This is a genomic window from Cyclobacteriaceae bacterium, assembly GCA_030584025.1.
In the GTDB taxonomy this organism is placed as follows: domain Bacteria; phylum Bacteroidota; class Bacteroidia; order Cytophagales; family Cyclobacteriaceae; genus UBA2336.
Genome location: CP129487.1, coordinates 583513 through 608116, shown reverse-complemented (window position 1 = coordinate 608116; position 24604 = coordinate 583513). Strand labels below are relative to the sequence as shown.

Genomic DNA, 24604 nt, shown 5'->3' with positions numbered 1-24604 from the left:
ATTAGGTGTTTGGATTTGAGTCATTTGGGTAGACTATACGACTTTGCCATTTAGGATTACCGTATCCACTACGTTACTACCAAATGCATATGGAAGGTAAGCAACAGAAGGAATAGGTTTGGTAATAAACACATTGGCTATTTTTCCTTTCGTGATACTTCCGTACTGATCGGATAATTCCAATGTGCATGCTGTATTAAGGGTTGCTGCATTTATGGCTTCTTCAGGTGTCAGTTTCATTTTAATACAAGCCAGTGCAACCATTTGTGCCATGTTGCCGGAGGGCGAGCTTCCTGGGTTATAGTCTGACGCAATAGCCAATGGTAAGCCAGCTTCAATCATCTTGCGGGCAGGCGGAAAAGGTAAGCTCAGAAAAAAAGCCGCACCCGGTAACGCGGTTGGCATCACATCACTTGCCTTGAGCAATTCAATCTCCTCCTCACCAATATTTTCCAGGTGGTCTACACTTAATGCGCCCGTCTTTACCCCTACTTGTACCCCGCCTGAGCGATGAAGTTGATTGGCGTGAATGCGGGGTTTCATACCAAACGCTTTTCCGCGTTCAACAATTTGTTCCGTTTCTTCAGGTGAGAAAAATCCTTGTTCACAGAAAACATCGATGTAATCGGCCAGATTCTCTTCGGCAACAGCTGGAATCATCTCTTCGAGTATTTGTTTAATGTACTCCTGCTTTGTCAATTCTTTTGGAACAGCATGGGCACCCAGAAACGTAGTTCTTACTTTAAGTGGTGTCTCTGCTCCAATGCGCCTGGCCACGCGAAGCATCTTCAATTCATCACGCAGTGTCAATCCATATCCGCTTTTAATTTCTACTACGCCTGTACCCAGCCGAATAATTTCATGCGCACGCACCAGTGAACGTTCAAACAATTCCTCCTCTGAAATTTGCTGAAGTTTTTTGGCTGAGTTTAAAATTCCACCACCAGCGGCAGCAATCTGTTCATAGCTTGCCCCCTTTATTTTCATCACAAACTCTTCTTCGCGACTTGCCGCAAAAACCAGGTGGGTGTGTGAATCAACAAAGGAGGGAAAAACAAAACGACCGGTTGCGTCAATAATTTGTTTCGCAGATTCATTAGGCAAATCGTGCATCGCACCATAGGCTGATATGCGATCGCCTTCGATAGCGAGGTAAGCATCTTCCAACACAGGCAACTCACCCATGGCCATACCCCTAAGCGGCAAGGAAATGTTTTCTCTGACCTGAACGAGTCCCTTAATATTCTGAATGAGAATATCCCAGGCCACCAGTTAGCTTATTTACCGAATGCCTCTACTTTGTAATCGAGGTTGGTGCTATACACCGGGAAGCTGATTTTTAACAAGGCAAAAAAGCCGCGGCCATCAATGCTGGGGCGGTAACCAATCTCACCTCCATACGACCAGCTTAATACGCGGTTAAATCTTCCTTCAATACCGGCACGAAAACCAATCTTGTTGGTTTTAATCGCATCAATGCTGTACACTTCACCCTGATAGACCACATCATCCAATGAAATCCAGGGTGAAACGAGAACATCGAAATAGGTGGTTAGAATAAGGTCATCTACACCGGTTTCAAATTTATCGAAACTTACCGCCACGTTGCGGATCCATGTCATGGAACCTCCAACATATAATCCCTTTGAGGCGATGTTAGAGAATACATCAATGTTATCCGGAAGTCCATCACCTTCCGCATCCTGAAGATCGGCATGTGTTAGGTCCTGTGCATCCAATGCGCGGTTAATATCGGTTGAGCTATCCCAAATAATACCACCCAGGCGCACGCCATAAATTTTTCTCACTTTACAAGGTATTTCGGCATTCAACGGAACACGTGCAGCCCACTTATTTCCCTTGTAGCTGTTTTTATATAAAAACATTTTTGTTTTCGAGCTGGACTCAAAATCCTTAACGTGATAGGTTCCACCAAATTCATAGTAGTTGTACACTTCGGTGCGGTTGTCCACATCGCTGATTTTCTGTGCCAGGTCGCGGGAGAAATCGTAAAATGTTTTACTGTAGGTTTTTCTGAACTGCGCCTTGAAGTTCATCTTATCCTGAAGAAAATACTGTGCCTCAAAGCCAAAACCGGCATTAATATTCGTAGCGAATATTTCCCCGTAGAGTGGTTGAAACCCGACAAAGAGCTTATTAATGGAGTAAGGCTCATCGTACAGTTCTTCATAGGTTACCGCAGTTTTATCTTTCCGGTCATCCTGACCTAAGGCCGCAAAACCAAAAAATAGCAGGCCCATAACTGCAAAAAAGTGCTTCCCTTTTCTCATAAGAAAGTTTCTATAACAGGTAAAAGTAAGAAAATTATGGGGATAAATGGGGGTTTAATAGCCCCCGTAACCCCGCGGATGTAAGATTCTCCTTAAAAATAAACAGATTCCACGGCCCGTTACCGCCTATGACGAGGCTCATAGATGAGCCGCAAGAAGGAACTTAGCCGCTCACGATCTTTTGAAACAGGTATGCCCTGCACAATCCCGATCATCAGCGCATCGTGAATAACCAGTCGCATTTGAGGACGGATGGTCATTTCGTAGGCGGATTCAAAAAACTCCTTATTCAACTCTACTCCAATAAAATTACGTGATCCGGGTATCATATAATGGAAACTTGTATTCCACTCAAACCGGGTGTTCCACTTTCGCGTTTTGAAATCCAGGTGGGTTTTGGGGCCTGTGTACACAAGGCTGTGGAAATCGCCCCATCGTTTGGCAGCCACCAGAAACGGATTGAACAAATTACCATTAAAAGCTTCCGACCGGCTAATGGTATTCAGGTCAGTAAATTCCAATTCATTTAAATAACCTAAGGCAAACGAGGCTTGGTGTTTTTGCGACACAAGAAAAGTCCACTGAGCTGCAGTTTTCACTGACTCTAACCGATTGGAAGGCTTCTCAGCATTTGCACCATTGGTAGTGGCTGTGTAGATGGTTAACGGAAGCTCAACCTCCAATCCGAGTCGGTTGACGGGTGCCCACTCATATTCAACAAGCGCAATGTATTTATCGTAACGGAGGTTATCCACCATACCAAAACCCACGTTCCACTCACGTTCACCCTTGTGTGCGCCAAGGTCACGGATTAAATCAATATAAAGCGGTTCAGCATGCCGAACTTTAACATGTTTTGATTGCTGTTTATGAAGCGAATCAGCAACCTGACCAAAAGAATAAAAAGATATTGCCAACAACAGTGACACACTGTGAAATTGTTTCATAGTAAAAAGTGATTAAAAACTTAAAATGATTAGATCAGAATGCTGACAAGAGCATTCGGATTGAATACATGTGTATACTATGAAAAATCTGGTGGTGGGCTAAACACGGCAAAGAAACCTTTACAGATAAAAAGTATTTCTTGTTTTGGCATTTGCTTTTGGGAACGGAAAGATGTCACGTGTGGAAGTCGATAAATAAATCCGCCATTGAAAACTGTGATGAGTTTTGTAAAACCATTGAACTGCTCAGACTCAGATTCCCGTTCATCTCCAGGCTGCATGTCTTCAATATCAAGGCAGACCTCTACCACAAATTCGGTCATGGAGTTGATTGGATCCTCCTCGTGTTCTTTAAATCCATATTGAAAAGTTTCCAATGGGTGAAAGAAGACCACATTGAGTATGATGACAAGAAAAAAGTAGGCTAAGAGTTGTCTCAAATCCATCACTTGTCTGCAGGTGTAATCCGTACTAATTGACCATTATTAAAACGAATAAAGGGCACATGTTGGTTGTCGCGGCTATGTTGAAAATCATAACCCTCCGTCAGGTATCCGGGAATTTCACCGTTGTTCAATCCTCCTTGAAAATACACCCCGTACTTTTTAAGCATATGGCCCGCAAAGTACATAAAGTCGAACCCAATCTTTGCGTAATCAGTATACGGCAAAGTGCTGGTTGTACGGCCATGTGTTCGCGTAAATTTTTGAAGGAAATAATTATACAGATTATGTTCCGGTGACGTGAAGTTAGAGGCAAACATAACTACGCCCAGGGCATTTAGTTTTTCATAATCAGTGGTTTGATCCAGCCAGCTTTCCGAGCCAAAAATCAACACACTGTCGCCTCGCGTGGTCACACTGCTTATTACTTTCGTGTAGATAAGCGGATCATCAGAGGCAACGAAAATACCGCCCAGGCTATCTTTCGGTAACGTAAATTGAGTTGGATATTTAAACTCATCAAACTCAGTTGGCGTAGCCAGAATTTTAAGAATTTCACCTGATGATTCCTTGGTAAAGCCCTTTATCTGGGTAATCTTGAGGTCTGTGTCTAGTGCCGCGTTCAAAAAGCTCATGGCGAGCACGGAATCGCGACTGGTATTACCCATAAACACCATGCATGTTTTATTGGTCAGAAATTCGCCCATGAATTTTGCCGATTGCTCACCCAGGGTCTCCAATGAAGGTTGAAAAAGAAAACCAAAGGGATTATCACTTACCAAATCAAAATTATTGGTAACCGGATTAAACAGGTTGATTTTATTCTTTCTGGAAAACTCCTGCACCGCATCATTCTCTTCCTGAAAAAGTGGACCAACGATCAGGTCGGTGTGTTTTAATTCATCCAATTCAAGAATCGATTTTATTTTCTCAGGATTGCGATCTGTGTCGTATGCGCGCAAGCTGATGTTGATTCCCATCTTCTTCAGGGTATCTACCGCCAGTTTCATACCCTCGTACAAATCCAGAATACTTTGGTTACGCTTGCGTGAAAGGGTTGGCTCCAGGGTATTCACTTGAAACGGAAACAAAACCGAAACACTGTATATGTCTTTGAATATGGTTGGAGGCGGACCTGTTACGTATTCAGACTTTTTTAGCTTAAATGTTGAAACCAGTTTTTCCAACAACTCTTGCTCCTCCCTTCCCAGTCCACTTTTAGAAAGTTCTGCAGCCAATCGTTCACCGACTATGGCATCTTTTGGATACTCTTCATGTAAACGCATCAACGTTTGTACATCCGTTAGCGAAGCCAGGCCCGTCTTCTTGATCAGCTGAATGTCCTTTTGAAGCTTCTGGTTTTTCAGAGCCCCTAACTGGTTCATGGCCTGGAAGTACTCTTTATTATCAAATTGAATTTTACCCAACCATAAACTCACCTCATCCAGTTGATCCCAGGCAGGATACAACTGACGGATTTGAAGCAGCATGTCTTTTGCTACGGATTTATATCCCTGTTGATACGCACTCAACGCATAGTAAAAGGAAGCATACTCAGAAAACGGATTTTCTTTGTCGTACGCAATCAATGATTTAAAACTTTCCATTGCCAGGCTGTACTTGCCTTCCTTAAAAAGTGATTTGGCATTGGAGTATTGTTGCTGGTAATTAACCTGTGCGTTAACCAAATTGACAACTGCCAACTGACAATTGAGAATTGTTGCTGCAATTACAATTAGTATAAATCGTGTAGCCATTAGCTTATTCCCATTCAATGGTGGCCGGTGGCTTCGAACTGATGTCGTACACTACACGGTTCACCCCTTTTACTTTATTGATAATGTCACTTGATACCTCTGCTAAAAATGAATATGGTAAATGCACCCAATCGGCTGTCATGCCATCGGTGCTGGTTACTGCACGTAGCGCTACCACTTGCTCATACGTACGCTCATCGCCCATCACACCTACCGACTGCACCGGTAATAACACTGCACCTGCCTGCCACACCGATTCGTACAAACTATGTTGACGAAGCGCACCGATAAATATAGCATCAACTTCCTGCAAAATCCGAACCTTTTCGGCCGTGATTTCTCCTAAAATACGAATACCCAGACCAGGGCCCGGAAATGGATGACGACCTAATATTGATGGATCTATGCCTAACGTTTTACCAACGATGCGTACTTCATCTTTAAACAAGGTGTTCAATGGCTCCACTACTTTCATCTTCATCTTTTCCGGCAAGCCACCAACATTATGGTGTGATTTGATTGTAGCCGATGGACCTTTCACAGAAACAGATTCAATCACATCTGGATAAATGGTGCCTTGCCCCAACCATTTTACATCGGTAATGTGATGTGCCTCCTCGTCAAACACTTCAATAAACGTTTTACCAATCGCTTTACGTTTGGCTTCAGGTTCACTTAATCCATTCAAGGCGGAATAAAACTTTTCTTTTGCATCTACACCTTTGATGTTCAAGCCCATGCCTTTGTAAGATTCCAACACTTGCTCAAATTCATTTTTGCGCAGTAATCCATTATCTACAAAAATACAATGCAGATTTTTTCCAATGGCTTTATGTATAAGCGTTGCCGCCACCGTTGAGTCCACACCACCTGATAACGCCATAACCACCTTATCATTGCCTAATTTCTCTTTAAGATCAGCAACAGTAGTTTCCACAAACTGATCGGGTGTCCAGTCTTGTGAACACATGCAAATATGTACCACAAAATTGCGTAGCAGGTTTTTACCTTCTACCGTATGGGTTACTTCCGGGTGAAACTGAATGCCATAAGTCTGCGTACCGGTTACGTGATACGCTGCCACTTTTACAGAAGGTGTGCTGGAGATAATTTCAAACGAATCGGGCACGGAGGCAATGGTATCACTGTGCGACATCCACACTTGAGTATCGAGTGAAATTTCTTTTAATAATTCGTTGTGATGATCAACGGTAGTAAGTTTAGCCCGACCATACTCCCGGATTTGAGAAGGTAAAACCGAGCCGCCACTCTTATGAGCAATTAACTGTGCGCCATAGCAAACCCCCAAAACCGGTAGGTTCTTAAAAATCTTTAAATCTACATCAGGTGATCCTGCATCCCGAACGGAACATGGGCTCCCGGAAAGGATAATGCCCTTGATCTGACTGGTTATTTCAGGAATTTTATTGAAGGGATGAATTTCGCAGTACACATTCAGTTCACGAACCCTGCGGGCAATCAATTGGGTATACTGTGAACCAAAATCAAGGATTAATATCTGTTCAGGCATGTGCAAAAATAGCAGGGCAAAGTCAGTCAGCAAGCAGAACAGGGCGAATTATCCCCCCTTATTCTGCATCAAAGCAAAACTCTTCCAGGTAGCCCCCGGCATCATCAACGCCCTTGTAAAAAGCGCGGTTCAGGCAGCTGCAACCCTCATCCTTCTTTCCCATCTCCACCAAGGCAATTCCTTTATAAAAGAGCAATTGCGGATTGTCGGCCTCCAACCGTAAGGCCAGGTTGATATACGTTAGGGCTAACTCATAAGCTCCTTCTTCGAGGCAAAGCGCCCCGGCATAGGTATAAGCCGGAACAAAGCCACCATTTATGGCAATGGCCTCATCAAAATGAAAAATAGCACTATCGGCATTGTTTACCCCGTAATAAGCCAGACCCAGGTAAAACTCGACCTCCGCATCTGTACCCCACTGTTTGATATTCTTTAACGCCACTACAGCTTCTTCATTCATACCCATCTCTACCAATAAGCCGGCTTCCCATTTCAGTAAGTCCGGGTTCATGGGATCCTGCTCAATAACGTATTGAATATCGGCCAATTGATTTTCCAGATCATCCAACTCGCGATACACAAAGGCACGAAACAGTCGGGCACGTGGAGCATCTTCGTTTTCCGGAATGAAAACATTCAGGTCGCTCAACGCCTTCTCATACTCACCCAGATAAAACAAGCACAGTGCACGCTTGTAAAGAATCTTGCGATCTTCTTTGGTTTTGAGTTTGGTTGCCTTGATGACTTTTGCGTATTGCTTGAGTGCCTCTGAAAAATTTTCCTGCTGGGCAAGGGTATCTCCCAAGGCTTCAGCCAATTGAGCTTTCGTTGGCTTCGATTGCCCGAAAGTCAATGAAATGGTAAATAAGAAAATTCCGATGCAGGCAATTAGCCTCATACTGCTACTGCTTTGTTGCGTTCGCGTTTGCGGTCGTTTTCTTTCAGGTAAATTTTACGCAGTCGAATCGATTTGGGTGTAACCTCCACGTATTCATCCGACTGAATATATTCCAATGCTTCTTCCAGTGAAAATTTAATAGCCGGAGCAATCCGCATTTTTTCATCTGAACCAGAAGCACGGATGTTGGTTAGCTTTTTGGTTTTGGTAACGTTGATTACCAGATCGCCACCGCGGCTGTGTTCGCCAATTACCTGACCTTCGTAAACGGGTTCTCCCGGATCGATAAAAAACTTACCACGATCTTGCAAGTTGTGCAAGCTGTATGGGATTGCTTCCCCTTCTTCCATAACAATCAGTGAGCCGTTGATACGGCCAGGAATTTCACCTTTGTACGGTTGATATTCCTTGAAACGGTGTGTAACAATCGCTTCACCGGCTGTTACGTTCAGCAAATAATTTCTTAGTCCGATAATGCCACGTGAAGGAATGATGAATTTTAAAATCATCCGGTCTCCTTTCGGTTCCATGTTGGTCATTTCACCCTTGCGGACAGAAACCGTTTCAATGGCTTTACCGGCATCGGTTTCAGGTAAATCGATGGTCAGTTCTTCAACTGGCTCGCATTTAACACCATCAATCTCTCGGTAAATTACCTGCGGCTGACCGATCTGTAACTCATAACCTTCCCTGCGCATAGTTTCAATCAACACCGACAAGTGCAATACACCACGGCCGTACACCATGAAGCTATCAGCAGAACCCGTATCCAACACGCGCAACGCCAGATTTTTCTCTAACTCTTTATCCAATCTTTCTTTGATGTGGCGTGAAGTAACAAACTTACCTTCCTTACCATAAAACGGTGAGTTGTTGATGGTAAACAACATACTCATGGTAGGCTCATCAATCGCAATTGATTTTAATGCTTCAGGCTTTTCCGGATCGGTAACGGTATCACCAATTTCAAAACCTTCCAGGCCAACAATCGCACAGATTTCACCAGACGAAACTGATTCTACTTTTTGCTTCTCAAAACCTTCAAATACATAAAGGTCTTTAATTTTCGCTTTCACTATCGTTTTACCATCGCGCTTTACCAAGGCTACTGACTGACCGGCTTTCAATTCGCCACGGTGCATACGGCCGATGGCTACACGACCGATGTATGATGAGTATTCAAGCGATGTAATGAGCATTTGCGGTGTACCTACCTCCTTCTTTGGTGAAGGAATGTACTGGATAATTCCATCCAGCAAAGGTGTAATATCCGGAGAGGGTTGTTTCCAATCGGTGCTCATCCAACCTTGCTTGGCCGAACCATAGTAGGTCGGGAAATCAAGCTGCTCTTCTGTAGCATCCAAGGAAAACATCAGGTCGAAAACCTGCTCGTGTACTTCATCCGGTGTACAATTTTTCTTATCCACTTTATTGATAACCACGATTGGCTTTAAGCCCAGTTGTAATGCCTTTTGCAACACAAAACGTGTTTGCGGCATCGGACCTTCAAACGCATCCACCAATAACAAGCAACCATCGGCCATGTTAAGCACGCGTTCCACTTCTCCACCAAAATCGCTGTGGCCCGGAGTGTCAATAATGTTGATTTTATAGTCTTTATAGCGCACCGAAACGTTCTTGGCAAGAATCGTAATTCCGCGTTCGCGTTCCAGTTCGTTGCTGTCCATAATGAGTTCGCCCGGATTTTCGTGGGCCTGGAACAAATGCCCGGCATGCAATAATTTATCTACCAGGGTAGTCTTACCGTGGTCAACGTGAGCAATAATGGCGATGTTCCTGATTTTGTTAACGTCCATAAACCTTTGAATTCTGCTTGTTTTCTGCTTTTTACCCGCTTAGGGCTTCATTTAAGGGCGCAAAGATACGCATGAAAACGCTAGGAATAAGGTGGCGGTTCAAAGATTCTGGCTAATCTGGTTTCTGGTACTGTTTGTGGTAAGTCAACCACCCCTGGCCCCTCCTTTACAAGGAGGGGTGGCCGAAGGCCGGGGTGGTCAAAATTCCAATGAGATCATACTCACTTCTCTTTTTCAAGCGCAGTTTCAATAAAAGTATGCAGTTCTTCCATGATGGCATCCGGATCAGTAAAATAGTGAACATGAACATTTCTTTCATTGAACTGAGATAATAAGGCATAGTATTTATCCTCACTGATCTTATACGTTTCCATCATGATCTTGGTAACGTCAGGATCGAGCACTACCTGCCGGTAGGTTTGTGTACGATTATTTTCCCGTATGTACTTCGCTAATTTTCTGCGGTCGCGCTCTTCACGCCAGAAGAAATAATCAATGGGCGACATTACCGCATCAAAAGCATCCATCTTTTTTGGCTCGGCCTTGGTTTGATCCATTACTTTGTTTGGATAGAGTCGTGTTGAACGCACTACAATATTGGCTAACATCTGAACATTTTCTTTCATCAACACCATCATCACATCTTCCTGGAAAAGCAAGGGAAGCAACACCGGTGTATACCCAAGGCTGGTAAAGATTAAGGTATCGGTGGCACGCGCCACGATTTGAAAGCTGCCATCCGGATCAGCAAAAATTCCGCGTGATGTATTCTTGATTGAAACATGAACGTCAGGAATGTTTTTCATACTCACCGAATCAACCACAATACCCCGATAGAGCCGCTGTGAATAGCCGGCAAACGAAATCAATAAACCACTGAAGATCAGGATTCGGAGCACAATCGGAATTTTAATAAGGATGACTACCGAAAGAAATTAGTTTCATCGTTAAGAACGAAAACGCAAAAATGTACCCATGGGTAAATCCCTGTTTTGGGTCGACTTCAAAAAGAACTCTCCGGATTCATAGACCTGATTTCCAAAATGTGTCTTGGCTACGTTTAATCCCACCAAAGAAGAAAGTCCGACCGCGTACATACTCAGAATAAAAAATCTGTTTTTCTCTTCCAGCAATTCACTGCTCATGCGTACTAATTCGTTCAGTTGCTCCTGCAAGGTCCACTTCTCTCCTTCCGGGCCGCGGCCGTATGGTGGTGGATCCATGATGATACCATTGTATTTATTTCCGCGCTTCACCTCGCGTCTTACAAACTTAAAGGCATCTTCATACACCCACCGAATATCCGTTAACTGATTCATCTGCATATTTTGATTGGCCCAGTTTAAACCTGGTCGCGAGGCATCAACATGCGTTACTTCTGCTCCGACTGAACGCGCTACTACTGAAGCTGCTCCTGTGTAGGCAAATAAATTCAACACACGGGCTCGTTCACTTTTCCAACTCGTAATCGTGTCATAAATAAAATTCCAATTTTCACCTTGCTCAGGAAAAACACCTACGTGACCAAAACTGGTGAGCGCCAGCCGCAGTGTTAAATTCAATTCACCGTAATTATAATTCACCTGCCAACTCTCGGGCATTCCTTTACTGCGTGTCCAGCCGCCTTTCACCTCATCACTAAACCGAAACTTATCCTTTTGCTCCCGATCAAACCGGGCGTTAGCCGTATTGTTCCACTCCTTTTCAGACAAAACCCGCGACCAGATGGCTTGCGGTTCAGGCCGGATAAGTACATACTTTCCAAAACGCTCAAGTTTCTGACCCTCACCAGAGTCGATGAGTTCATAGTCTTTCCAGGAGGCGGGGTGAAGTAGTTTCAAGTTCAAGATATGATATTCAAGATTTCAGGTTCAAAGTTTAAAGTTTTGACCCAATAAAATAGCAAGATTCTTTAATTATTATTTTAGGATAACTTTAGACGTTAAACTTCAGAACCTTAAACACAATGCATTTCCGGATAACCAGCACGCAAAATCCAAAAATTAAAAGTCTGCTTGCGCTTGAGAAACCCCGGGAGCGCAGAAAACAGCAGCTTTTTATCATTGAGGGAAAAAAAGAAATCCAATTTGCGCTGGAGGCTGGGTACAAAATCGGCAACTTGTTTTTTTGCGATGAGTTGATCGGGCCTGACGAACTGACATCGCTTGGTATACAGGATAAACTGCTCATTCCTGTATCGAAAGAAGTGTTCGATAAAATTGCCGTTCGCGAAAATTCAGGTGGTGCGATTGCCGTTGCAGAAATGAAAGTACATGGGCTTGAACAAATCAAACTTAGCGCAACACCTCTCGTACTTATACTAGAAGCCGTTGAAAAACCGGGGAACCTCGGGGCCATTCTTCGCACAGCCGATGCAGCCGGTGTGGATGCAGTAATCTGCTGCGATCCACAAACGGATTTTTACAACCCGAATGTTATCCGGTCGAGTTTGGGATGCGTGTTTACCAGTCAGATTGCATCTGCCAGCAGTGAAGAAACCATTACCTGGTTGAAGAAAAATTCCATCAACATTTACTGTACCTACCTGAAAGCATCCAAGCCCTATGATCAAACTGATTTTACAAAACCTTGTGCGATTGTGATGGGCACCGAGGCTACGGGACTTTCTGATGTATGGGTAAAAAATTCTACGGCCAACATCATTATTCCCATGCAGGGTAAAATTGATTCGATGAATGTTTCTACTTCGTGTGCCGTAGTGGTATTTGAGGCCAGGAGGCAGCGTGGAGTTAAAAAGTAGCCGGTATTTTTACATGTAACACCTTGTTACTCTTCTCTAAACTCCCGAAAAATCCACTTATAAAGCAGATAAAAGATTCCTGCAGAAATTATTGTAGTACAAAACATCATCAACGCAAAAACTCCCATATTACCCTACTTATTAAACCTAGAAAAAGTGAAGGGCTGCCTTAAAAAAGTAGCCAAATTATATTATTCAATTTCAAGACAAACCCTTCAATTAGCATAATTTCAATAATCAGACCTGACCGGTTCATAAACATATTAACTGACAAAAGTTACGTTGCATTTATAAAACATAATACGAGCCCTGCATTTTTGGCAACTCGATGTCAATTTTTTTCATGTCAACCTCCTGATTGAACTCGCTAACCATATGCCGTAGGTTTATTTCAATGTTACGGGCTATGGTTGTTAGCGGAGTATCAGTAGGCTTATTTTCAAACGGGTCCTGCAAATGAATTGCCATCTTCTCTATGAGAAAAAAAGCACATGAAATGGTGATTACCAGCGGAACCTGAATAAAGCCGAAGTATTCGGTTAGGCCAAACGGTAACAACAACACAAACAGGTATAGCACAAAATGTATATACAAACTATACGTTGTTGGAAATATGGTGTTCTTTATCCGCTCACATTTCCCCATATCATCACACAATCGTGTAATGGTGTTATCAATTTCTACCTGCTGATAGCGGTTTAACTTAGCCTCATTCATCGCTGTTCGTATCTCCCTGCCATGAAGCATCAGTATCGCGTTTGGAACGTGGCTGTGTTTTGAAACAAATCGGAATTCCTCATCCGTAAGAAATCGTTTGGCTGGCACGTGTGCATCCTGCCCGCGAAGAAAACTGCCAAGCGAATAGCACCACGCCATCTGACGGGCGGCAAACCGGTTCACAAAATCCCTGTGCGCTTCTCCACCGCCTCCTTCATAAAAGGTAAGCACCTGCCTGACCAAGGTACGCGAGTCATTAACAATTCCGCCCCAGATGATGCGCGCCTCCCACCACCTGTCGTACGCCTGATTGGAACGGAACGCCAACAACAGCGATATGATGGTACCCACAATAGCCGGTACAGCTATAGGCACCGTAATACTGTTAATGTTCAGGTAATTGTGAATCAACCCAATGATAACCGCATACACCGACACAAATGCAAACTCGAATTTTATCTTCCCCAGAATATACCGGAGCGGGATATCTTTTCTAAGTAACATAGTTTTAACTTTTACCTACGACTGGCTAATTATCAATAATGCTTAGTACAGGCACTCCCAGTTTTCCAGCCAAAGAAATTTGCGCTTTGTTGGCTACCCGCCATCCTGGCTTTTGAGGCTTACGCGTTTCAACCAACAGTCCAACGTTACTCTTGTCGATTGTTTCAGATAAAACAGGCTTTAGTTCCTCTTCGCTGTATCCGTTAAGTTTAGCCTGACGCACCACCCGAATATCAAACTCCTGTCGCAGCATGCGCTGAACTTCCTCCATGGAAATCCGGGTTGGTTCCTTTTCCAGGTAAATGGCCTGATCCAAAACAAGTGATTCAAGTGTTTCAGGTAAGTACAACAACGGACATGAACAATTTCCTAAGATTGAAACTGCCTGCTTATGCACTGATTCCTTTTCCACCCTATAAGAAGGTAAAAGCACAGTGAGGTTAATGTTGTAATGATTCATAATGTTTCGCAACAATGGGCCCGACACACCATATTGATGATGTACATGGAAGGAAACATTCTTAAAGGTTTCGGTGTACTTGCGGCATTCATCCAATACCTGCCGCTTATCGAATGAAATTTCACCTGCTGAACGGGAAGAGAAGAGTAAATCTGTGATACCATCAGGCATTCAGACAACAAAAGCAAAACAATTTTTGTATTGCCGTTGTGCATGTTCGCAGTAATTGCTTTCACCGCTTTCAGTGTATCTGAATTAAGCGTTGTAGGGATAAGAACGTTTTTCATAAGACCAGGTGTTTAAGTGAAACATATCACAATAAACTGCGCCAGTCTTAGAGCGTCCTTAATCAAACATTAGAAAATCCTAAGAATTAAGATTAACGTTTTTTAATGCAGCCCGATTGAATGAAATGGTAGCCAGTGTTCCTTTACCTTGCTCTGACTGAATGTTTAACACCCCACCATGAATACGTATTATTTTCTGCGCGATCGGTAAACCAAGTCCGTACCCGGTATACCGCCCAGCGTTTTTGCCACGAAAGAAAGGCTCAAATAAATGCGGAACATCTTCCAAAGCAATACCAATACCTACATCGGTGATGGTAATACGAATGGCTTCATCATTAACACATAGAACCACAAAAACCTCCTTATTATCTGAATACTTCACGGCATTACCGATAATATTGAGCAACGCAAGACTAAGTAGCGGGCGGTTGCAAGGCCAGGTAAGCAACAGTTCATCCTCCGGAGAATCATCCATGCGCAGGTTTACTTTGTTATCCGGAAAAAGAATATTTAAATCACCCAAAACTTCCAGCAAAATCTCATCAACCCGAACGATATCCAACACTTGCTTTTGTCCATCATACCCGGTTTGAGTAAGCTTGAGCAAGCTTTCAGTAAGGGTACCCAACTTCTGGGCATACTTGTTTATGTTTCGCAAGGCATCTTCATACTCGGGTATTTCACGTTTCTTTGAAAGCAAAATCTCCGTTTCTGCCATAATGGTTGCGATGGGTGTTTTCAATTCATGCGAAGCGTTATTGATGAAATTGCTTTGAATTTCAAACGATGTTTCAAGCCGATCAAGCATATCGTTAAAGGTATGCTTGAGTTGCTCAAGTTCATCAAATGAAGTTGAGATGGGTAAACGCATGTGCAGGTTTGAAGCGCTGATGCGGTTAACCTCCTTTGTAATAGCCGAAACCGGTTGAATAACCCGCCTGGCAAAAAAACGCCCTACCACAACCGTGATGAGAATAGAACCAATTGAGCCGAAGATGAGCACATTTCGCAAAAATGAAAGCCGCACTTTTCCCAGTTCATCGCGTGCGGAAACTACAATCACAAATTTTTTCCCTTCATGCGAAACTAACTGCCCGTAATGAAATACATACTGGTTCACAACCCATGTTTCACCCTGACTGAGTACGCGATCATTAAATGAATCAGGCAATTGAGGTCTTGCTTGAGTTTCCGAGTTCTTTACACTCCCATTAACCGGAATGATAAAATATTGCTCCTCCGATAATGGATCAAGGTCTTCCCGAAACACCCGCAGCTCTTCACCAGCCACCAAATCGGGCGCAACAATACTAGCCCTGTCTTTAAGCCGGCTTACAAAATACTGTTGCTTGTTTTTCTTCACAAGAAAGAAAACCACCGTACACAACAGGATAACTGTTACTCCGGTAAGTATGGCAAAGGTTAGTGTTATCTTAACTTTGGTTGTCATGTTCCGACTCTTGCCTGAGCACATATCCCAGGCCCTTTACAGTATGTATCAATTTTTCTTCAAAAGGTTTATCAATTTTTCTTCTCAGGTAGTTGATGTAAACATCTACCACGTTGGTACTCATATCAAAATGAATATCCCAAACACTTTGTAGAAGCTGATTGCGCGACAACACAATACCTTTATGCCGAATGAGATGCTCCAATAATTTGAATTCCATGGCAGTAAGCTTGATCGGTTGGCCGTTTCGGGTTACTGATTTTGAAATGCGGTCAACAACCAAATCGCCAAGTTCAAGGGCATGCGTATTTCGTTCTTTATAATTTGACCGTCTGACTAAAGCGCGCACACGTGCTTCCAATTCGGAAAACCGGAAAGGTTTTACCAGATAGTCATCAGCACCTGCATCTAGCCCGGTAACTATATTCTCACTGGTACCTAAAGCTGTGAGCAACAACACCGGTACAAAATTTCCGGTGGCACGAATTCTCCTGCAAATCTCCAGCCCATTTACATCCGGCAGCATAATATCCAGCACCACAACATCAAACTCATGTTTTTCTAGCATCTGTAACGCAGTGTTGCCGTCCATCGCTACACTTACACTCAGGTTGTGCTCTGAAAATCCCTTTCGGATCAGCGACAGTAAGCTTGGCTCATCTTCAACTACCAATAGTTTCATTGCATCAGTTTACAGGCAAAACAACCGAATGAAAAAATAGTTATGGCATCGCAACTGCAACACCTGTTCATTTGATGCAGGAAAATATAAAATTCTTAAACAGAAGCCAACTGGAAAAAATCAGCTATTACCTGTCAACTATGTAATTCAGCTCAGTTACCCCGCTACTGAATTGCCGGGTTGATACCAGGTTAAGCTTTATTTTATTGTTGATGTTTGTAAACAATGGAATGCCTTGTCCCAAAATAATTGGATTAACAAACAGCCAATATCCGTCAATTAAGTTAAGCTGAATAAGTGAATGCGTTGCTGTTGGGCTACCAAAAAGTAAAATATCCTTTCCCGGTTGTTGTTTTATCTCATTTATTCTATCAGAAAGGTTATCGCTGATAATTTTTGTATTCGTCAACCCAGCTCCTCTCATTGTTTTTGATAACACAACTTTATGAACTTTGCTATACCACTTTGAATGCTCAATATCATGTTTGGTCGCTGTTGGTTTATCTCCGGCAGTAGGCCAGTAATTTTCCATCATCTGGTAGGTTACGCGTCCGTATAACGCAGTATCGCCTTCGCTTATCCGCTTACCTACATAATCAAAAAGCTCTTCATCAACTTTAGCCCAGTTAAGTTCTCCGTTCGGTCCTGCCACAAAACCGTCAAGCGATATGTGCATAAATGAAATTATTTTTCGCATATCCTTCTACATTTTAGCGTTACTAATCTATTACCATGATAGATCATTTTTTATGTTAGATTACTATGCCGGCAGAAATTCCTTCTTTCTCAATAATCCTGCGCTTACCAGGGTAATGATTAATCCAACCGGAAAAATTTCAATGAGTGTAAATCCAAACCTGAAGACGGGATTCTTATAATGGACGGCCATCTCTTCCATTTCAATGCGGGCATCCGCTAATTCCTGCTCACTTGCGCCATCTTTTGTCATCTTATCAAGCTGGCACTGTTGATACCACTCCATAAAATCCTGACCAACTGTATTATAATAAACTTCCCAAGTAATGGCATACATAAGCGAAGCCACAAGTGCAATGAGAATACCCACCTTAAAGGCCTTACCGAAGCTAATAACACCTTGAAGGTGCTGATCGCGAAAACTTTTAATGGCAAAAAAGATCAACGACATGGCGATGATCATGCTACCAAAGCCAACATAAACACCGTTGTCAATATTCAGGGTACCGTTTCTGAATAAAGGTTGTGTGACCACCAACATTACTGATACAATAGCGCCTGCAATAAGGCCATAGGTAAGAATTATTTTTTTCATAGGATTATTGTTTTTACCTCAAAACAACCGGGCCACGCTGTAAAATCACTCACCCGAAAGGATGAATTGGAGTTAAGTTAGGAGAAATAGTTCGAATGAAGGATAGGTCTCAAGGAATAAGCTGTAGTTCCTTGGCTCGCTGGATAGCCTGGGTGCGTCTTTTGGCCTCCAGTTTCACAAAAAGATTGGCCGTGTGCGTTTTCACCGTGTTTAAGGACACAAATAACTTATCGGCTATTTCCTGGTTGGTAAGCCCTTTGGCCATCAGTTCCAGCACTTCGTGTTCCCGCTTGCTGATACCGGTTTCTAACAAAATCCTTTCATTCACTTTAAATTCACCCGACTGAGGGGTTACAAATACCTTCTTCTTCCGGGTAATTTTCTGCCCCATCCAAATGCCCAGCAAAGTAAACAGCACCACAATAATGCCGATATAAATTTCTACAGAAAGCTGGCGGAAGAGATAGCGATACTCTAATGTTTTCAGAAGAAAAATAGCCAATGCCAGCACAAGACTATAGATTAAAATGATGCGTTTCATTGCTAGCTAAATTAGCCTGCCCAACCTTCTCTATCCAAACTGCGATACTGAATGGCCTCTGCTAAATGCTCTACCCGAATTTCATCCGAGCCAGCCAGATCGGCAATGGTACGCGATACTTTTAAAATACGATCATACGCACGAGCGGATAATCCGAGCTTCTCCATAGCCGTTTTCAACAATCCTTTTCCTGCTTCGTTAATCTGGCAGATTTCCTTCACCATATTGGAGGGCATCATGGCATTGCAGTAAATATCCTTTTGCTCTTTAAATCGCTCCGATTGAATTTCACGCGCTTTCTCCACCCGTTCACGAATCTGTGCACTGGTTTCTACGCTGCGCTTGGCAGTCATCTCGTCAAAACTTACAGGCACAACCTCCACGTGAAGATCAATGCGATCCAACAATGGACCGCTTACCCGGCTCAGGTAACGCTGCACCACGCCCGGTGCGCATACACATTCTTTTTCCGGATGATTGTAATACCCGCACGGGCACGGATTCATGCTGGCTACCAACATAAAGTTGGCGGGATAGTCGATGGAAACTTTTGCACGCGAAATGGTAACACGTCTTTCTTCCATGGGCTGGCGCATCACTTCCAGCACCGTGCGTTTAAATTCCGGTAGCTCATCTAAAAACAATACGCCATTATTAGCCAACGATATTTCACCGGGTTGGGGATTACCTCCGCCACCCACGAGCGCCACATCCGATATCGTATGGTGTGGTGCGCGAAAGGGTCGTGTAGCCACCAATGAAGTATCGCGATTCAACTTTCCGGCAACGGAATGAATCTTGGTTGTCTCCAATGCTTCATTAAGCGATAGTGGCGGAAGAATAGTGGGCAACCGTTTGGCCAACATGGTCTTGCCGGCACCAGGCGGTCCGATCATAATCACGTTATGTCCACCGGCTGCAGCAATCTCCATCGCGCGCTTGATGTTTTCCTGTCCCTGCACATCGCTGAAGTCGGCATCGTAGTGAAACATCTGCTGGGTAAAAACTTCTTTGGCATTTACCTGCATAGGAGTCAGTTCAAGCTTGCCCTCCAAAAAATCAATGGCTTCTTTTAATGTACTAACACCATAAATATTCAAGCCATCTACAATAGCTGCTTCGCGTTCATTGTCTTTCGGAAGTATAAATCCATGAAAGCCTTCTTTACGCGCCTGTATGGCAATGGGCAATACACCTTTAATCGGTCGTAACGTACCATCAAGCGAAAGCTCGCCCATGATCACAAACTCTTCCAGGCGATTGGTTTCAATCTGACCTGAAGCTTTTAATACACAAAGGGCAATGGGAAGATCATACGCGGAACCTTCTTTACGAATATCCGCAGGCGCAAGATTGACCACCGTCTTCTCGCGAGGCATGAAATACCGGAATTGTTTTACGGATGATTCAATGCGATGCTCGCTCTCTTTAATGGCGCTGTCGGGTAAACCACTCATCCAGAAACGCGTGCCCTGCCCCACGTTCACTTCTACGGTTATCTTTCGGGCATCTACACCAAATACCGCGCAGCCGTAGGTTTTTGCGAGCATGTGTTACACGTGTTTTTCGATGAGCACAATTAATACGTGCACAATTTTATAGTGCACTTCATGTATGCGGTCGGCAAAACCAAAATGCGGAACACGAATTTCAACATCGGCCAGCGGACCCAACTTGCCCCCATTTTTTCCCGTTAAGGCAATTACTTTCATGCCCTTGCGCTTGGCTGATTCTGCAGCGCGAATTACGTTGGCAGAATTACCACTGGTACTTACAGCCAGCAACACATCGTTTGGCTGACCGATGGCATCTATATAACGGGAAAAGATATATTCGTACCCATACTCATTACCCACACACGACATATGACCAGGATCGGAAATAGAAACAGCCGGAATCGGATTGCGATTTTCGCGATAGCGACCGGTAAGTTCTTCAGCAAAATGCATGGCCACACAGTGCGAGCCTCCGTTACCGCATGCAATAATTTTCCCGCCAGCATTTACCGCATCAATCATGACACGCGCAGCATCATCGATTTTCTGCGTGTTGCTGGTTTCGTTTAAAAAATTTTCCAGTATGGTTACAGACTGCTGTAACTCAGTAGTAATAATGTGCCGATTGTCCATGTTTATTTTGAGGGGTTTTCAGGAGCAGGAGTTTTCTTTGCACCCTCCTGCAGGTCATACAACTTCGCTTTCAGGGTATTCAGTTCCTGATTCAACTGATCTTTTTCACGCTCATTTCGTCTGTTATCACGATAATGAAGAATCACATTGGCCGCCATCAACAATAGCAATAATAAAGAGCCGTACTTCAACATCCAGATTTTACCCTGTAACTGAAACAGGAATTGAATGTTTTCTTTCTGACCATCCATGTAGAGGCTAAAGAAAAAAATAAACAGGTGAAGCGCCCCGAAAACGGAGTAGAAAATGAGACGGTTCTTTTTCATTGGTTTCTGGATTGAGAAAACAAACTTAATGGTTTTCAGCTTAACCAAAAAAGGCAAAAGCACCCCAAAACATGCGCAAAAAGCACGGCATCAGGCTTTCTGAATTTCGCTGAGTTTCTTGTAAAGCCCATTTTGTTGCACTAGTACGGCATGTGTACCACGCTCAACAATGTGTCCGTCTTGTATAACCACAATTTCATCGGCATGCTGAATGGTGCTGAGACGGTGCGCAATCACAATGGAAGTCCGGTTTTTCATCAGGTTGGTGAGGGCATCTTGAACCAGCTTTTCAGATTCTGAATCCAAAGCAGAAGTTGCCTCATCAAGAATCAAAATGGGCGGGTTCTTCAACACCGCACGGGCAATAGCCAAACGTTGCCGCTGACCTCCGGAAAGTTTGGAGCCACGATCGCCAATAAAGGTTTGGTAGCCATTCTCGGTTTGCACAATAAATTCATGTGCATTGGCTACGTGGGCAGCATGGATCACATCCTCTTCCTTCACGTTTTCCATCCCAAAAGCGATGTTGTTGAAAATGGTATCGTTAAACAAAATAGATTCTTGCGTTACCACGCCCATCACCCTGCGTAATGACTCCAACTCATATTCGGGCAAAGCAATTCCATCCAGTAATACTTCACCCTGTGTTGGATCATAGAATCTCGGAACAAGATCGGCCAGAGTAGATTTGCCTCCACCCGAAGGCCCAACCAACGCAACCGTTTTGCCTCGTTCAATTTTCAGGTTGATGTTTTTCAACACCGGATCTGTACCGTACGAAAAACTCACCTGTCTAAATTCAATACAATCCTTAAACTGATCCAGCACAATGGCTCCTTCTTTGTTTTTGATGGCAGGCTCCGTATCAATGATTCTGAATATCCGGTCGGCCGCTACCGTACCCTTTTGCAGGGAAGTAATTCCATTCGAAAAGTTTTTTGCCGGTTGAATCATGGAAGCATAAAAAACAAGAAATCCCATGAACTCCTGCGGCTCCAGTTCACCTGAGCCACCCAACACCAGGTTGCCACCATAATAGAGAATAATGGCCACGATGATTACACCAAGCACTTCTGACAACGGAGAAGACAATTCATTCTTTCTGGCAATGGATAAGTTTACCCTACGATGATAACTGGTTTCATCATCTATTTTTTTCAAGATGAAATTGCGGGCGTTGAAAGCCTTTATCACACGCATGCCGCCAAAGGTCTCATCCAATATGTTCACAATTCTTCCCATCGATTCCTGGCTTTGCCTCGCTTTACGTTTCAGTCGCTTGATAATTTCAGCAACCAACCCGCCAGTAATGGGTAGCAGAATAAGAGTAAACAAGGTGAGCTTATAGGAAATAGTAAATAAAACCGTTAGATACACAATCAAAGTTATCGGTTCCTTCAACACAGATTTTAAGCTATTCGCCACCGAGCCCTCTACTTCCGACATGTCGTTTGTAAACCGCGACATCAAATCGCCTTTACGCTGATTGTTAAAATACCCGATATCTAAACTCGATACTTTACTAAAGATGTCCATGCGCATATTCTTCACCACATCCACTTTAATTCGGGAAGCAGTGAGTCGTTCAAGGTAGCGCAGCGTATTTCCCATGATGATCAGCACAACAATACCAATACAGATAATGAGCAGGGTGTTGTGCGGACCATATTGTTGAACAAAGCCAATGAAATAATGATTGAACGTTTGCTCAGCAACGGTCTTCGATAATTCGAACGTTTCGGGTAGCGGTGGAACAGTTGCACTTACAACCGGATCGAACAAAACTTTTAGCATGGGCATGGTGAGTGCCAGGTAACCCGCACTGAAAACCACACCCAGAATGGCGTAGAGAAAAAACTTAACTATCCTGGATGCGTACCCGGGAGCATATCGTAAAATCCTGAGGTATATTTTCATTGATCTAAAATTCGTACAACCGCTGTGCGATATTCCAACGCAAAGCTAAGGAAGTTATAACGGAATTGTTATTGAAGGCATCTGCCGTACTTTCGCTGTTGCGAATAACGGCTGTAGCATCGATAAACAAATTATGTTTCAGTTGCCAGGTAGCCGTGAAGTTGGCCATCATAATGGTGTTGCTTACCCCCTGCCCGATAGTGTTGCCAAAATTAGCATCGGCCAGGTAGGTATTTCGGAAAGAATTTCTCTTGTTGATGTCTCCTCCAAAATTAAATCCAACCGTATCACGACCCACCTGCGCATAAATCAGTTTTCCTGTGAGACTCAGGCGAGGTAAAGGTTGATAGTGGGCGATGCCTACCACCTCATTAAAATTAGCACCTAATGGATGCGCAATGGATTGCCGGTAATGGGTATAGCTTCCATACTTTGTATTGTGTGAATAGGTGTACGGTCGCACCACATTGGTTTCAACCTGTAGATCAAGATTATCAAGACCAAAAGCATCTACATATTTAGCCCCCAGTTGAATGCCATATTTATTGGCCCACCATCCGTTACGAGCACGAATATTGTCTAGTAAAAATTCATCCAGTACAAACTGCCCGTAGAGTTGAACATTTTTGAAAGCGTTCCATTTAAAGTCAGCGCCCAGTATCACATTGTCACTGCTGCCATTTTGTTGCTCAATGGCGCGAAAGAAAATGATAGGGTTCAGGTAATCAATCCGGAAACGCCCAGCACCATCTTCATCATCGGGACTAAACACTACTGATTCGAAAACTCCCAAGTTAAATTTCTTACCAATGTTGATACTCAGGTGATGCAACGCCACAAACTTTTGCGGGTATCCACCCTTTAAACCCTGACTTCCTCCGGACGTTCCGCGCACATCGGCCGTGAACTGATTAAGCAAATACATGTAATTAAGTTTCCACACCTTCACATTCCCTTTCAGGAACCAGGCAGGCGGTGCGAAGTCGGAAAAAATTAAAGAGCGATATCCATTACCAATAAAAAAACGGTCGTGGCCAAACTGGATGTTAATGTGCTTGGTCGCTTCAAACGAAACATACCCCCTCGCATGAAAAAAATCGTAGCCTTGATTGTCTTTAAATGTTTTCCAGAAACCTTCATGCGGAATTACCGGATAGTAGCTACGCGTAGTATCCTGGGTTATGGTTTGCGTAATGTACTGCGGCATTCGCACCTGGTTTTCAGAAATAAACGTGTAGAAGCCTACCCGCTTGTCGACCATACCCCGCACTTCAATACCGCGGGTATTCACAAACAACAAATCATCCTGCTGTGAATCCCTTCCGGCACCCACATATAAAACCGGGTTAATGTGCAGATCGAAATCCGGAACATCCACAAACAACAAATCCGATTTCTTTTTGTAGAAATGTTTCAGGATTGGCTTACGGCTGTCGTTGGTTTCGGGTCGTGACCATTCCCAGCTATCGTTCCGGAGATACTCCAGGTTGAACAGATCTGATTTTGAGGAGAAAACACCCAATGCATTCGCTGAATCGGCAAAAAGAACAAGGTCGGAACGCTTGTAGGGTTTTACTGAAGTAAAAACCTGAGGCAATACCCGGCCGGTTTTAACCTCATACCGGTCTACCGTGTGGTAATAAGCCTCATTTAACGGTACAAACGTACTTTGGGCCGCCAGGGCAAAAGGCCAAAAACCGATCAAAAACAGAATCTTTCTCATCATCGATCAGGAAACGGGCAAAATACGCACGTTAAACCTATAGCCAAAATTCGCCACTGCCTGCTTGAAAATAGATTGCCACTTGCTATCTTTGCAGTCCCTTAACGAAAAAAGAGGCAAAACAGGCTA

At 43.6% G+C, this 24604-nt stretch carries 23 protein-coding genes; 1 reads left to right on the top strand and 22 read right to left on the bottom strand.

Going from position 1 to position 24604, the window contains the following annotated elements; translation table 11 throughout:
* Nucleotides 1–33: 33 nt before the first annotated feature.
* The 10 genes from hutI to QY309_02880 all read right to left on the bottom strand — a co-directional run bounded on the left by hutI (nt 34) and on the right by QY309_02880 (nt 11534).
* Nucleotides 34–1269: an imidazolonepropionase gene (gene hutI, locus QY309_02925; GenBank protein ID WKZ60431.1), complete on the bottom strand. Its 1236-nt coding sequence runs from the start codon at nt 1267–1269 to the stop codon at nt 34–36.
* Nucleotides 1270–1277: 8 nt separating this feature from the next.
* The gene (locus tag QY309_02920) at nt 1278–2291 is read right to left on the bottom strand and encodes a hypothetical protein (protein WKZ60430.1); all 1014 of its coding nucleotides are present in this window, start codon (nt 2289–2291) and stop codon (nt 1278–1280) included.
* A 119-nt stretch (nt 2292–2410) separates the two neighbouring features.
* The gene (locus QY309_02915; protein WKZ60429.1) at nt 2411–3238 is read right to left on the bottom strand and encodes an HAEPLYID family protein; all 828 of its coding nucleotides are present in this window, start codon (nt 3236–3238) and stop codon (nt 2411–2413) included.
* Nucleotides 3239–3315: 77 nt separating this feature from the next.
* Nucleotides 3316–3684, bottom strand: coding sequence for a hypothetical protein (locus tag QY309_02910; GenBank protein ID WKZ60428.1), 369 nt, complete (start codon nt 3682–3684; stop codon nt 3316–3318).
* Nucleotides 3684–5438 carry a hypothetical protein gene (locus QY309_02905; GenBank protein WKZ60427.1) on the bottom strand — a complete coding sequence of 585 codons (1755 nt, stop codon included), beginning with the start codon at nt 5436–5438 and terminating at the stop codon, nt 3684–3686. Before QY309_02905 ends, QY309_02910 begins: the two co-directional genes overlap by 1 nt.
* 4 nt (nt 5439–5442) lie before the next feature.
* Nucleotides 5443–6969 (bottom strand): glutamine-hydrolyzing GMP synthase, encoded by a 1527-nt coding sequence (gene guaA / locus QY309_02900; GenBank protein ID WKZ60426.1) that lies wholly within the window; start codon nt 6967–6969, stop codon nt 5443–5445.
* 58 nt (nt 6970–7027) lie between these two features.
* Entirely contained in the window at nt 7028–7867 is an 840-nt protein-coding gene (locus tag QY309_02895) for a tetratricopeptide repeat protein (protein ID WKZ60425.1), read from the bottom strand.
* Nucleotides 7864–9684, bottom strand: a complete 1821-nt coding sequence (gene typA / locus QY309_02890) for a translational GTPase TypA (GenBank protein WKZ60424.1) — start codon at nt 9682–9684, stop codon at nt 7864–7866. The genes QY309_02895 and typA overlap by 4 nt, the downstream gene beginning before the upstream one ends.
* A gap of 221 nt (nt 9685–9905) precedes the next feature.
* On the bottom strand, nt 9906–10583 hold the full coding sequence (locus tag QY309_02885; GenBank protein ID WKZ60423.1) for a carboxypeptidase-like regulatory domain-containing protein: 678 nt from the start codon (nt 10581–10583) through the stop codon (nt 9906–9908).
* 48 nt (nt 10584–10631) lie between these two features.
* A complete protein-coding gene (locus tag QY309_02880) occupies nt 10632–11534 on the bottom strand; it encodes a class I SAM-dependent methyltransferase (protein ID WKZ61675.1) in 903 nt (300 codons plus the stop codon).
* A gap of 116 nt (nt 11535–11650) precedes the next feature.
* On the opposite strand from QY309_02880, the gene QY309_02875 reads away from it, so the two are divergent.
* Nucleotides 11651–12445 (top strand): RNA methyltransferase, encoded by a 795-nt coding sequence (locus tag QY309_02875; GenBank protein WKZ60422.1) that lies wholly within the window; start codon nt 11651–11653, stop codon nt 12443–12445.
* A 288-nt stretch (nt 12446–12733) separates the two neighbouring features.
* Here the strand turns inward: QY309_02875 and QY309_02870 are convergent, their stop codons facing one another.
* The 12 genes from QY309_02870 to QY309_02815 form a co-directional block, all read right to left on the bottom strand.
* Entirely contained in the window at nt 12734–13666 is a 933-nt protein-coding gene (locus QY309_02870; GenBank protein ID WKZ60421.1) for a bestrophin family ion channel, read from the bottom strand.
* A 25-nt stretch (nt 13667–13691) separates the two neighbouring features.
* Nucleotides 13692–14297: a hypothetical protein gene (locus tag QY309_02865; protein WKZ60420.1), complete on the bottom strand. Its 606-nt coding sequence runs from the start codon at nt 14295–14297 to the stop codon at nt 13692–13694.
* Nucleotides 14298–14492: 195 nt separating this feature from the next.
* Nucleotides 14493–15866: a HAMP domain-containing sensor histidine kinase gene (locus tag QY309_02860; protein WKZ60419.1), complete on the bottom strand. Its 1374-nt coding sequence runs from the start codon at nt 15864–15866 to the stop codon at nt 14493–14495.
* Nucleotides 15850–16548 carry a response regulator transcription factor gene (locus QY309_02855; protein WKZ60418.1) on the bottom strand — a complete coding sequence of 233 codons (699 nt, stop codon included), beginning with the start codon at nt 16546–16548 and terminating at the stop codon, nt 15850–15852. Before QY309_02855 ends, QY309_02860 begins: the two co-directional genes overlap by 17 nt.
* Nucleotides 16549–16675: 127 nt before the next feature.
* Nucleotides 16676–17245, bottom strand: a complete 570-nt coding sequence (locus QY309_02850) for a dihydrofolate reductase family protein (GenBank protein ID WKZ60417.1) — start codon at nt 17243–17245, stop codon at nt 16676–16678.
* A 63-nt stretch (nt 17246–17308) separates the two neighbouring features.
* Nucleotides 17309–17839, bottom strand: a complete 531-nt coding sequence (locus tag QY309_02845) for a DUF4199 domain-containing protein (protein WKZ60416.1) — start codon at nt 17837–17839, stop codon at nt 17309–17311.
* Between the two features lie 109 nt (nt 17840–17948).
* Nucleotides 17949–18380, bottom strand: a complete 432-nt coding sequence (locus QY309_02840; protein WKZ60415.1) for a LuxR C-terminal-related transcriptional regulator — start codon at nt 18378–18380, stop codon at nt 17949–17951.
* Nucleotides 18381–18391: 11 nt separating this feature from the next.
* Nucleotides 18392–19930, bottom strand: coding sequence for a YifB family Mg chelatase-like AAA ATPase (locus QY309_02835; protein ID WKZ60414.1), 1539 nt, complete (start codon nt 19928–19930; stop codon nt 18392–18394).
* A gap of 3 nt (nt 19931–19933) precedes the next feature.
* The gene (gene lpcA, locus QY309_02830) at nt 19934–20509 is read right to left on the bottom strand and encodes a D-sedoheptulose 7-phosphate isomerase (protein ID WKZ60413.1); all 576 of its coding nucleotides are present in this window, start codon (nt 20507–20509) and stop codon (nt 19934–19936) included.
* 2 nt (nt 20510–20511) lie between these two features.
* Nucleotides 20512–20835, bottom strand: coding sequence for a hypothetical protein (locus QY309_02825; protein ID WKZ60412.1), 324 nt, complete (start codon nt 20833–20835; stop codon nt 20512–20514).
* Between the two features lie 90 nt (nt 20836–20925).
* Nucleotides 20926–22752: an ABC transporter transmembrane domain-containing protein gene (locus tag QY309_02820; GenBank protein ID WKZ60411.1), complete on the bottom strand. Its 1827-nt coding sequence runs from the start codon at nt 22750–22752 to the stop codon at nt 20926–20928.
* 4 nt (nt 22753–22756) lie between these two features.
* Entirely contained in the window at nt 22757–24478 is a 1722-nt protein-coding gene (locus QY309_02815; GenBank protein ID WKZ60410.1) for a hypothetical protein, read from the bottom strand.
* Between the last annotated feature and the right edge of the window lie 126 nt (nt 24479–24604).